The organism is Jeotgalibacillus alimentarius, from assembly GCF_000829445.1.
Lineage (GTDB): Bacteria > Bacillota > Bacilli > Bacillales > Jeotgalibacillaceae > Jeotgalibacillus > Jeotgalibacillus alimentarius.
In genome coordinates this window covers 326,852-339,051 of the sequence record NZ_JXRQ01000017.1, presented here as the reverse complement: position 1 = coordinate 339,051, position 12,200 = coordinate 326,852, and the positions used below count along the sequence as shown (strand labels likewise).

Genomic DNA, 12,200 nt, shown 5'->3' with positions numbered 1-12,200 from the left:
TTTGAGAGGAGGCTCAAAAAGCGGTTTTAGACAGACTGATCCTGTCAGAAACCCTTTTGAAAGCCTCTCTGGACTTCATTTAAAAGGATTGTTATGCGGCTTTATTTTCATTAAAAAGCGTTTCTTCTTCTTTCTTGCGGCCAGGTAAAATCAGGTTCAGTGCGATTCCGATAATTGCTGCGAGCGCCATTCCCGGTAAAACGAATGTTTCGCTGAACTGAACGTATGCGCCTCCTACTCCAATAATCATAATGACAGATGCGATGATCAGGTTTCTTTTATAAGCGAAATCCACTTTTGCTTCAATCAGCATTCTAAGTCCGCTTGAAGCAATAATGCCAAAGAGCAGGATTGATACACCACCCATAACAGGTGTTGGAATCGAGCTGATCAGCGCGGATATTTTTCCGATGAATCCAAAGAGAATCGCTAGAACTGCTGCGCCTCCTATCACAAACACACTGAAAATTCTTGTGATTGCCAGTACACCGATATTCTCACCGTACGTCGTATTCGGAGGTCCGCCAATCATTGAAGCAATCATTGTTGCAACACCATCGCCGAGTAAAGAACGGTGAAGCCCCGGCTTTTCCAGAAAGTTTCTTCCAACTACTTTACTGACAACCATCTGATGACCGGTATGCTCTGATAATGTCACAATTGCGACTGGGACCATGATCGCAATGGCTGTCCATGAGAACTCAGGTGTGTAACTTACAAATGGCATATACAGTTCAGGTACAGCAAACCAAGGTGCATCAAGCACAGGCTGGAAGTTTACAAGCCCTGCAAAAAATGCGGCAATGTAACCCCCTGTAATTCCAACAAGAACCGGAATCAGTCCAAAGAATTTTTTAAAATATATTGATGCAATGACTGTAATGGCTAGAGTGATCAGCGCTACTGTGATATGTGTTCCGCTATAGATAAAGTCAGCAGGATCTGCAAGCGGATTTTCGTACATCGCCATATTAACAGCAGTACCGGCAAGACTTAGACCAATCACGATGATGACCGGGCCGACCACAACCGGAGGCAGTATTCTCATCAGCCAGTTCACACCGAACTTATAGATCAGCATGGCTACTGCACCATATGCAAGCCCCGCAAAAAATGCACCAAGCATCGCAGCCTGAGGTCCTCCGAGTTCAGTGGCTGTGATAATCGGGGCAATGAATGCAAAGGATGAACCAAGATAAGCGGGAATTTGTCCTTTTGTGATAATCAGATAGGCAATTGTACCAAGTCCGCTTGAAAGCAGTGCAGTACCCGGACTTAACCCGACAAGCATCGGTACGAGCACTGTTGCACCAAACATAGCGAATAAGTGCTGTAGGCTGAGTGTCAGCCATTGGTTTAATTTCGGCTTTTCTTCTACATCTAAAATCGGTTTAGCAGTTTGTGTATTTGTCATTGAAATTCCTCCTAATAAAAAACGCCTCTTTGCCGAGCGCATGGCAAAGAGGCGCCAGAAGATAGTCTGATCTCCTGTAGTCTCCTTCGCCAGCCTCTCTGGACTGCATTAAAGGATGTTTATTTGTTTATTGTAACCTGTTCAAACTGATCTGTTTCCTGCAGTTCAACGCTGATTTTCTCACTGCTTGATGTCGGAATGTTTTTGCCGACGAAGTCAGCTCTGATCGGAAGTTCTCTGTGTCCCCGGTCAATGAGGACGGCCAGCTGAATCTGAGTAGGTCTGCCGTTATCCATAATGGCATCCATTGCTGCTCTGACCGTTCTTCCTGTGTAGAGCACATCATCTACTACAATCACTTTTTTATTGTTGATATCAAGTGAAAGATTTTTACTGTGAACAACCGGTTCACCAGTTGTATGTTTCTTTTCAAGATCATCACGATACATGGTAATATCCAGCTCACCGACTGGCACGGTTACCTGTTCGATTGACTCGATTTTTTCTTTCAGACGCTCTGCAAGATGTATGCCCCGTGTTTTAATCCCAACGAGTACACAGTCTTCGACGCCTTTATTCCGCTCGATGATTTCGTGGGCGATTCTTGTCAGTGCCCTTTTCATCATCTGCTCGTCCATCACGACTGTTCCAGACATGTCATCATTCTCCTTTATGATCAGGATACTGAGTTATAAAAAAACCCTCCCGGCTTATGAGCAGTCGGAAGGGCAGAAATATCCTGTAATATTCGCTAAGCCTTCCCTGTCTCTCTGGACCGGATTAAAGGTTTCAGTTATGAAGTTGTTCTCATTCTAATCTTTCTTAACCGGATTGTCAACGTCATTCCGTAGTTTTTCGACAAACTCATCAAAGCTTGCCGGAGCAGGTGCAGTGAATTCTATATATTCTTCAGTCGTCGGGTGCACAAATCCAAGCACTCCTGCGTGCAGTGCCTGTCCATTTAAGTCAGGCGTTTTACGTGGTCCATATTTCGGATCTCCCGCAAGCGGATGTCCGATATATTTCATATGAACGCGGATCTGGTGTGTACGTCCGGTTTCAAGAATACACTCTACCAGTGTAAAGTCCTTAAATTTTTCTATTACGTTAAAATGCGTGATTGCCTGCTTCCCGCCATCAACGACAGTCATACTCTGACGGTCTTTTTTATCCCGTCCGATCGGCGCATGAATGGTGCCTGCAGTGTTATCGAGGACACCATGTACAACAGCCGTATATTTTCTCGTTACCGTCTTATCAACCAGCTGCTGAACGAGTTTTTCATGTGCTGCGTCATTTTTAGCGACCATTAATAAACCTGATGTATCTTTATCAATTCTGTGGACAATGCCGGGACGCATAACCCCGTTGATGCCTGAAAGGTCTTTACAGTGAGCCATCAGACCGTTTACCAGGGTACCTGAAAGGTGACCTGGTGCCGGGTGGACGACCATTCCTTTTGGTTTATTAACGACGATGACATCAGCATCTTCATAATAAACATCCAGGTTCATTTCTTCTGCTTCCACATCAAGCGGTTCCGGGTCAGGGATTTCGATCTGTACTTCATCTCCCGGTACGCTTTTATAATTCGGCTTTGTTTTAGCGCCGTTTACAGTTACGTTACCTTCTTTGATCCATTGCTGCACCTGCGTTCTTGACCAGTTATATTCAAGTCCCGCGAGCACTGCATCTATACGCTTGCCTTTTTCATTCTCCTGTATCAAGTGTTGAATGTTTTCCATTTTTCTTCCTCTTTTCCTGCACTTCTTCTAAAATCATCTGAATAAACAGCATGATTACACCGATTGTCAGTGCCGCATCTGCAATATTAAAAATAAAATTGAAGAATGTCAGCTGTACAAAGTCCACAACTTCCTGCCTGAAGATACGGTCAATAAAATTTCCAACCGCTCCGCCAAGCAATACCATCAGACTCACACTGAACAATTTATTTCCTTTAGCATGTTTGTAATAGTAATAAAGAATTCCTGCGATTACGGTCAGTGTAACAATATAAAAAAGCCACATCTGTCCCTCAAGCATTCCCCATGCCGCACCTGTATTACGATGCGAGGTCAGGTAGAAGACACCGTCAATCACATTGATCGATTCCCCTACTTCCATATTCCGGACAACCAGCCATTTAGTCAGCTGGTCCACTGCGATAATAAATAAAGCCAGCAAATAATAGATCACTTGTCTACCTCCGTTATCTCGTTGCAAACCCTTAAAGTATTGTAGCATAATTCAAAGACTTAGACATGATTACAGAAGATGTTTCGTAAATAGTTTGGTTTTTAACAGGACAACGTCCGATTTTGGCTCATTTACCGAATAAGAAAAGAAGACAGGAATCAAGCTAGCTTGAATTCCTGCCTTCTTTTCTTATTCGGTACTTTTCAAGCTCCGCTTGAAAAGCCAAGCCCGCAGGCATGGAATGAGTCAAAATCTATGCACTCTCTAATTAATAAAGCTGCCGGCAATGTAGCCGGCAGCCTGAGTGGTATTATTCTGCAGTGACATCTGCGTAATGTTCTTTTACGACAGATGCACATCTTGTACAAAGAGTCGGGTGATCGCTGTCACTGCCAACGTCAGTTGTTACTGTCCAGCATCTTTCACATGTTTCACCTTCAGCTTTTTCAACTGCCACTTTGTGACCTTCAAACTGCATCGCCTTTTCAGGGGCACCTTCTGAAGTTGAAAGTTCAAAGTCAGACACAATAAACAACTGCTTCAGATCTTCATTTACTGAAGATAGAAGCTCATGCGTCTTTTCATCAGCATACAGCGTTACTTTAGCTGCAAGTGACTTACCGATCAGCTTACTGCTTCTTGCTTCCTCAAGCGCCTTAAGCACATCATCTCTCACATCAAGGAACGCATTCCACTTATCAAGCAGCGCCTTTTCATTTTCATACGTTGCAGTTTCCGGCATATCAGTCAACTGAACGCTTTCTTCTGTCACACCAGGAATGAATGACCATACTTCATCTGCAGTATGTGAAAGAATCGGTGACAGCAGCTTAACTAGTGACACAAGTGATTCATACATGACTGTCTGCATTGCACGACGATCCGGATGATTTGCTGCTTCGATATATAAAATATCTTTTGCAAAATCAAGATAGAACGAGCTCAGGTCAGTCGTACAGAAATTATTGACCGTATGGTAAATTGAAGCAAACTCATAATTTTCATACGATGATGTAACTGATTTTACTACCTGATTCAGACGAACCATCATGAATTGATCGACTTCTCTTAAGTTCTCAAATGATACCGCATCTTTTGCAGGATCAAAATCAGCAAGGTTAGCTAACAGGAAACGCAGAGTGTTACGCATTTTACGATATACCTCAGCAACCTGCTTCAAAATCGGATCAGATACACGTACATCCGCCTGATAGTCAACTGAAGCTACCCACAGACGCAGGATGTCAGCACCAAGCTGATTCATCACTTTTGAAGGTAAAACTACATTACCGAGTGATTTACTCATCTTACGGCCGTTGCCATCCAGGGCAAATCCGTGACTTAACACACCCTTATAAGGTGCTTTACCTGTCACAGCAACACCAGTTGTCAGCGAAGAGTTGAACCAGCCTCTGTACTGGTCACTTCCCTCTAAATAAAGATCTGCAGGACGCTGCAGGTCGTCACGGACTGTCAGTACGGATTGGTGGGATGAACCACTGTCGAACCATACATCCATAATATCCTGTTCTTTTGTAAAACGGCCATTAGGACTGCCTTCATGTGTAAATCCTTCAGGAAGAAGATCTTTCGCATCACGCTCAAACCAGATGTTAGAGCCATGTTCTGCAAACAGATTCGACACGTGTTCGATCGTTTCTTCCGTAATGATTGCATCTCCATTTTCTGCGTAGAATACCGGAATCGGCACACCCCATGCACGCTGTCTTGAGATACACCAGTCACCGCGGTCACGCACCATGTTGAACAGTCTGGTTTCACCCCAGCCCGGGATCCACTTTGTATCTTTTACTGCCTGCATTAATTCATCTCTGAATTTATCAATCGAAGCAAACCATTGTGCAGTAGCACGGAAAATAATCGGCTTTTTCGTTCTCCAGTCATGCGGATAGCTGTGAGTAAAGAACTCAAGCTTTAACAGTGCGCCTGCTTCTTCAAGTTTTTCTGTGATTGGCTTATTCGCTGTATCATAAAACAGTCCTTCAAACCCAGGTGCCTCAGCTGTAAATACCCCGCGGTCATCAACCGGGCAAAGAACATCTAGCCCATATTCTTTACCTGTGATAAAGTCGTCTTCCCCATGTCCAGGTGCAGTATGAACACATCCTGTACCAGCATCAGTTGTGACGTGTTCACCAAGTACCACAAGTGATTCACGCTCATAAAGAGGGTGCTGTGCAGTTACATGCTCAAGGTCAGAACCTCTGAATGTATCAGTAACTTCTGCCTTCTCCCACTCCATTGTTTCCTGAACTTTTTCAAGCAACTCTTTTGCAACGACAAACTTTTTACTGCCAGTATCAACCGCTACATACTCAAGATCCGGGTGAAGTGCGATTGCAAGGTTAGCAGGAATCGTCCATGGCGTTGTTGTCCAGATGATGAATGCAGTGCCTTCATCAAGCTTGCCTTTCCCATCTTTCACATCGAATGATACATAAATTGAAGGAGAACGCTTATCCTGATATTCAATCTCTGCTTCTGCTAATGCAGACTCACTTGAAGGTGACCAGTAGACAGGCTTTTTCCCTTTATAGATATAGCCTTTTTTCGCCATCTCACCGAATACGCGGATCTGTTCTGCCTCATATTCAGGGTTCAGTGTGATATACGGGTTATCCCAATCGCCACGTACGCCAATACGCTTAAACTGAGTGCGCTGATTATCAATCTGCTGCAGGGCATATTCCGCACACTTTTCACGGAATTCTGCTACAGTCATTTCTTTACGCTTCACACCCTTATTTGTCAGTGCCTGCTCAATCGGCAAACCGTGTGTATCCCAGCCTGGGACATATGGAGCCTGATATCCGCTCATTGATTTATAGCGCACAATAAAGTCCTTTAATACTTTATTCAGCGCGTGACCCATGTGAAGATCTCCGTTTGCATATGGAGGTCCATCGTGCAGAACGAATAGTGGACGGCCTGATGTTCTTTCCTGAACTTTTTTATAGATGTCCATTTCTGCCCATTTTTCCTGCATATCCGGTTCACGGTTCGGCAGGTTTCCACGCATAGGGAACGCTGTTTTTGGCATTAATAATGTATTTTTGTATTCCATTTTTTCTCCTCCTGTTTATAAACATGCTTAAAAATACTCGCGCTGTTAAAGGTGGCTGCCCGATTTCCGCTCCAGGGGGAACGCTTTCCGCATGAGCCGTCTTTTGGCTCCGATTCAATCGGACCTCCTCAGCGCGGGGCGCTTGCGGGGTCTCACCTGTCACGCTTCTCCTGCTGGAGTCGTCCCCCTTCCGCTCCAATCACCAGCTGTGCAAAAACAACATTTGACTTTAACAAAGCCAATACAATAAAAAACTCCCCCATCCCTGGTAAAGGGACGAGAGAGACTGTGCTTCACGCGGTACCACCCTTATAGAAAAAGCTTAGACTTTTTCCACTCAAGTAACGGTTAACGCTGTTACACGTTCAGACTTACTCGGCTTCAGTCTGAAAACTCAGGGGTGATTTTCTCAAGTGACTCCGTACCGGGCTGGCACCATCCCCGGTTCGCTGAAGACGGATCATCACAAAATACTGTTCCCATCATAGTTGATGAATCATATAAGTGCATATACAAGATATTTCATTTTAACAGTTTAATTATAGTAACATAAAGCTTAAACGTCAATCTTTCTTAATCATGTTCAGGTTCAAGACTTTTCAGCTCTTCTGTATCGAGGTCGTACTCCATCAGTTCGTCCCAATCATCATTATTGATCAGATCAAGCTGAGCTTCTATCAGCATTCTGAATCGTGTACGGAAGACTTTTGACTGTTTCTTAAGGTCTTCTATCTCGAGGGCGATTTTTCGCGCTTTTGTGAGTGATTCATTCACAATCCTGTCAGCATTTTTTTCTGCCTCTTTTACAATCAGTTTTGCCTCTTTATTTGCATTACGCTTTACTTCTTCAGCTGCTTCCTGGGCCACGACAATTGATTTGTTGAGTGTTTCTTCAATTGTAGTGAAGTGCCCGAGCCTTTCTGTATGGTTATTCAGTTTTTCTTCAAGTTCCTTTTTCTCACGCAGAACAAGTTCATAATCTCTCATCACGTGGTCAAGGAATTCATTTACTTCATCTTCATCGTATCCTCTGAATCCCCGGCTGAAATCTTTATTATGTATATCAAGCGGTGATAACGGCATCATCTGCACCTCCAAAACTTTTTGTCTCTATTATCCATTATACTGATGATTCGACCTTTTGTGGGAAAATCCTTTTAATTCTTTCATTATGATTGCAGGAAATAAAAATTGAGTCTGATTTTTTCCTTTTTCGTCATACCGCTTCGTTCCCCGACCCTCATTCTTCCATGCCCCCTGACTGAGATCATATCCCCCTGGTCTAATTCGAAAGAAGTTTTCTCTTCCTGCCTGAAGTTAACTTTTACCCTTCCTCCCTGGATCAGCAGCTGGGCTTTTTGACGTGAAAGATTTAAGGAACTGGCAATCACCGTATCAAGTCGCATAGAGGATACAAGTACATTTTTTTCACTCCACCTGTTTTCCGGCTGAATGATATTTTCCCATTTCTCTTCGGTTACATTCACTTTAGCCTTTCCTGCCTGGATAAAATTCATCATAAGAAAATCTTTCATGTCTTTTGATGTAATGATTTGAATACTGTCTTTCGCAGCGAGGATGTCTCCAAGTGCTTCTCTTTTAATACCAAGCCCCATCAGAGAGCCCAGTATATCTCCGTGAGTGAGCTGTACAAATTTTGAAGGGAAGCCGACATCGAGCAGGGAGAGCTCAAAATCCTCTTCAGAAGGAATTAAATATTCAGGGTAGATGAATGCTCTTTTCCGTTCACTCTCATCAGTACCGCCATCAAATGATGCTTTTATTTCACCTGCTGACCCTATGATCGACTGAATGATGAATTGCTGCCTTGGATCAAGGAAGTGGGTCAGCCTTGGCGCATACTTAAATTCAACATCCTGTTTCCAGTCCAGCACCTGATCGATAAATCCTTTTTCTTCTTCCCGGAAATGCTGATATACTGTCATATTTGTCAATCCCTTTCTATACAAGAAAGCCCGGTGACAGCCACCGGGCCTTGAATGATTATTAAAACATACGAATAAGCAGTTGAAATAACTGTCCCAACCCGCCAATTGCCAGGTTAAGCGCGATGATCGCTACCAGCGGGGAGATATCAATCATGCCAAGAGGTGGTATGATCCTCCTGAAAGGCTCGAGATAAGGCTCACAGATCTTTGCGAGAATCTGACCAAAACTGCTTTCTCTGGCATTTGGAAACCATGAGAGCAGGATATAAATAATTAGTGCATAGCTGAAGAATGTTAATAACATTTCCAGCACCTGATATATTGAAATTAAAACACTATCCATGCTGCTTTTAACCACCCATCATGTTAATCTTCTTGAATTAAGTCTGTGATATTTCCACTGACTTCTATATTATCAGGCGTGCATAAAAAGATATCAGTGCCGACCCGCTGAATGTCTCCGCCGATTGCATAGACGGTCCCGCTCAGAAAATCCACGATTCTTTTTGCCTGATCTTTACTGATACGCTGGAGGTTCACCACGACTGCACGGTGACTTTTCAGGTGATCGGCAATCTCCTGAGCTTCAGCATACATTCTCGGCTCCATTAATACCATTTTCGAAGACTGCTGAATGCTTTGAAGACTGACCACATTCTGTTTTTGAGAAGATTTTTTAATACTTCTCGGCTCTTCAGGTGTCTCTTCTGTTATTTCCTCTACGTATTCCTCTTCTTCACCAAAGAAAAAATCTTTAAATTTCGTTTTCATCCCCATAATACGGATTTCCTCCTTTATTCTCCGACGAGCGAAGATCCGATTCTTATGTAGGTAGCTCCTTCTTCAATGGCTATCGTAAAGTCATTTGACATCCCCATTGACAGCTCAGTGCAGGGTGCGTGCTGCAGATTTTTTGCAGCGATTTCCTTTCTGAGCTCTGCCAGCTGTTTGAAACAGCTGCGGATCACCTCTTTATCTTCAGTCAGCGGCGCCATTGTCATCAGGCCAATTACCTTTATTTTATCATAATTTGCGAGTTCTTCGACAAATTGTGAAGTATTTTCCGGAGAAAGTCCATGTTTTTGTTCTTCTCCTGACACATTTACCTGAATAAAGCATGGGACCTGTTTTTCAGCACGCTTTTGAATTTCCTTTGCAAGCGAGATCCGGTCCAAAGAGTGGAGAAAATCTACTTCGTTAATCACATTTTTAACTTTTCTTGATTGCAAAGATCCTATATAATGCCAGTTCACATCTCCACTGATAGTTTCACTTTTTTCTTTGAATCCTTCAGGACGGTTCTCACCAAGGTGGACAAGTCCTGCATCAACTGCCTCCTGGGTTCTGTCATTACTTACATACTTTGTAACTGCTACAATATTAATATCGGCAGTATTTCTTCCGGCACGTTCCGCTGCTGCCTGAATATCTTTATTAATTACTTTCAGCTTTTCAGATACTTTCAATGCTATTCTTCCCTCCATCCGATCACAGCAGACATCCTGCCTGTTTTCCCCTGGTCTCTCCGGTGTGAGAAAAACAGATCTTTATTGCACGATGTACACATTTCGCTTAACAATATATGTTCATCCTTTACACCTGCTGACTGAAGAAGCTTTCTGTTCAGTTCAGGCAGGTCAAGCTTATATTGATCAGTTCCTGTCTGTTCATAAATTCCGGGCGCTTGTGAAACTTCCACAGGCAACTGGCTGATGACTTTATGGTCAACTGTGTAACAGCATTTGCCGATTGAAGGACCAATCAGTACGTGGACTTTATCTATGCAGACACCAGCTTCATCAGCCTGTCTGATCATTTCACCGCTAATATTCTGAACGCTGCCTTTCCAGCCTGCATGTGCAACGCCCGCGAATCCTGTTTCCGGTTCAGTAAAATAAATCGGCACACAATCCGCAAACCCAAGAGAAAGGCCAAGCCCCTGATCAATAGTCCAGAGGCCATCTGCAGCTTTTACCGCTTCATTATAAGATTCAGTACCCATTCCGGCATGACGTGCAGTCACTTTCACTACACGGGTACCGTGAATCTGGTCTGCAAATATCCATTTATTTAGATCCCAGCCGCTGCTTTTTGCGACTGTCCGGCGATTTTGGATGACATCTTCCTGATGATCCTGAACATGTAAACCAGTATTCAGCGTTGAAAAATGTCCGCTGCTGATACCACCGTTTTTTGTTGTGAAGATTGCAGTCAGGTTCGGGAACCTTTTTTTCCATAAAGGAGATTCCAGAAATATATTTGATTGATCAGCAACCATTTGCATGTATATCAAACCTTTCTGTCTGTTCAGAGATTCAATAAGAGTGTACCATAAATCCTTAAAAATCTCCTTATTTGATGAGTGTCTCCTGATTGAAAGGGTGTCTGACTAAGATCACATCGTTACCGATCTTCGCTACATCTTTCCACATGATTTTTACTTCTTCTCCTTTGCTGAACCAGCCACCTGAGGAATGCAAGATAAAAGAATCAATCATGCCGGTTTTAACATTCAGGTCTATATCAGCGATTAACCCCAGTTTTTTTCCATCCGTTATAGATACAATATCCTTTGATTGCAGATCAGAAATTCTCATCATCTATCTCCTCCCTGCTATATCATATGCAGTTGACTATGCTTTACGAAACTTTTACGACACTGCAGTGATTTTAAACACAGCAAAAAGCCGGGGCAGCCCCGGCTTTTCATAAAAAATATTTATTCATCTGCTTAATGGCCCCTTTTTCAAGACGGGAAACCTGAGCCTGTGAAATTCCGATTTCCTCAGCTACTTCCATCTGGGTTTTCCCATTGAAGAACCGGTTTGTTAAGATCAGTCTTTCGCGATCTTCAAGATCATGCATCCCTTCTCTGATTGAGAGTTCTTCAATCCATTTTTCATCACTTACCCGGTGGTCCTTTACCTGATCCATTACATAAACCGGATCTCCACCATCCTGATAAACCGGTTCGAACAGGGATACCGGCTCCTGGATCGCATCAAGTGCAAAAACAATATCTTCTTCAGGTATACCTGTGCGCTTTGCTATGTCACTGATTTTTGGTTCCTTAGAAGTTTCAGTAATAAGCTCTTCTTTGGCTTTAAGTGATTTGTAGGCAATATCCCGAAGCGACCGTGATACGCGGATCGGGTTATTATCTCTCAGGTGCCTTCTGATCTCTCCAATAATCATTGGAACTGCGTAGGTTGAGAAACGCACATTTTGGCTGAGATCGAAATTGTCAATCGATTTTAATAGCCCGATGCAGCCAACTTGAAACAGATCATCCGGATTTTCGCTTCTGTGACTGAAACGCTGAATGACGCTTAAGACAAGTCTGAGATTGCCATAAACAAGTTTTTCTCTTGCTTCATTATCGCCACTTTGAAAAGCAGAAAAATACTGTCTCATTTCTTCATTTTTATAAATTGGAAGTGAAGAAGTATCAACACCACAAATTTCAACTTTCCGGGACATGAGATTTTCCTCCAGTCGGGAGTAATTGTTCTCGTTCAGTATGTCCCTGCACATGAAAATTATGCGGTCGCGC

The 12,200-nt window shown here is 43.2% G+C and carries 13 protein-coding genes and 1 other annotated feature; all 13 genes read right to left on the bottom strand.

The features are described from left to right. Positions 1-91: 91 nt before the first annotated feature. Positions 92-1,414 (bottom strand): uracil permease, encoded by a 1,323-nt coding sequence (uraA, locus tag KP77_RS08865; protein WP_041122338.1) that lies wholly within the window; start codon positions 1,412-1,414, stop codon positions 92-94. Positions 1,415-1,533: 119 nt separating this feature from the next. After that, the gene (gene pyrR / locus KP77_RS08860; protein ID WP_041122337.1) at positions 1,534-2,070 is read right to left on the bottom strand and encodes a bifunctional pyr operon transcriptional regulator/uracil phosphoribosyltransferase PyrR; all 537 of its coding nucleotides are present in this window, start codon (positions 2,068-2,070) and stop codon (positions 1,534-1,536) included. Positions 2,071-2,226: 156 nt separating this feature from the next. Next, positions 2,227-3,159, bottom strand: a complete 933-nt coding sequence (locus KP77_RS08855; RefSeq protein ID WP_041122336.1) for an RluA family pseudouridine synthase — start codon at positions 3,157-3,159, stop codon at positions 2,227-2,229. Beyond that, positions 3,125-3,613 (bottom strand): signal peptidase II, encoded by a 489-nt coding sequence (gene lspA, locus KP77_RS08850; RefSeq protein WP_041122335.1) that lies wholly within the window; start codon positions 3,611-3,613, stop codon positions 3,125-3,127. The genes KP77_RS08855 and lspA overlap by 35 nt, the downstream gene beginning before the upstream one ends. Before the next feature lie 310 nt (positions 3,614-3,923). Further along, positions 3,924-6,698: an isoleucine--tRNA ligase gene (gene ileS / locus KP77_RS08845; RefSeq protein WP_041122334.1), complete on the bottom strand. Its 2,775-nt coding sequence runs from the start codon at positions 6,696-6,698 to the stop codon at positions 3,924-3,926. A gap of 269 nt (positions 6,699-6,967) precedes the next feature. Then, positions 6,968-7,193, bottom strand: a binding site (T-box leader). Between the two features lie 78 nt (positions 7,194-7,271). Beyond that, the gene (locus tag KP77_RS08840; protein ID WP_041122333.1) at positions 7,272-7,781 is read right to left on the bottom strand and encodes a DivIVA domain-containing protein; all 510 of its coding nucleotides are present in this window, start codon (positions 7,779-7,781) and stop codon (positions 7,272-7,274) included. Positions 7,782-7,867: 86 nt separating this feature from the next. Beyond that, a complete protein-coding gene (locus KP77_RS08835; RefSeq protein ID WP_041122332.1) occupies positions 7,868-8,644 on the bottom strand; it encodes a YlmH family RNA-binding protein in 777 nt (258 codons plus the stop codon). Between the two features lie 61 nt (positions 8,645-8,705). Beyond that, on the bottom strand, positions 8,706-8,990 hold the full coding sequence (locus KP77_RS08830) for a YggT family protein (RefSeq protein ID WP_041122331.1): 285 nt from the start codon (positions 8,988-8,990) through the stop codon (positions 8,706-8,708). A 23-nt stretch (positions 8,991-9,013) separates the two neighbouring features. Beyond that, positions 9,014-9,424, bottom strand: a complete 411-nt coding sequence (locus tag KP77_RS08825; protein ID WP_041122330.1) for a cell division protein SepF — start codon at positions 9,422-9,424, stop codon at positions 9,014-9,016. A gap of 17 nt (positions 9,425-9,441) precedes the next feature. Then, positions 9,442-10,113, bottom strand: a complete 672-nt coding sequence (locus KP77_RS08820) for a YggS family pyridoxal phosphate-dependent enzyme (RefSeq protein WP_041122329.1) — start codon at positions 10,111-10,113, stop codon at positions 9,442-9,444. Between the two features lie 2 nt (positions 10,114-10,115). Further along, a complete protein-coding gene (gene pgeF, locus KP77_RS08815) occupies positions 10,116-10,931 on the bottom strand; it encodes a peptidoglycan editing factor PgeF (RefSeq protein WP_052474048.1) in 816 nt (271 codons plus the stop codon). 67 nt (positions 10,932-10,998) lie between these two features. After that, complete coding sequence (locus tag KP77_RS08810) at positions 10,999-11,247, bottom strand: YlmC/YmxH family sporulation protein (protein WP_041122328.1); 249 nt, start codon at positions 11,245-11,247, stop codon at positions 10,999-11,001. A gap of 106 nt (positions 11,248-11,353) precedes the next feature. Next, entirely contained in the window at positions 11,354-12,127 is a 774-nt protein-coding gene (sigG, locus tag KP77_RS08805) for an RNA polymerase sporulation sigma factor SigG (protein WP_041122327.1), read from the bottom strand. Positions 12,128-12,200: the final 73 nt, after the last annotated feature.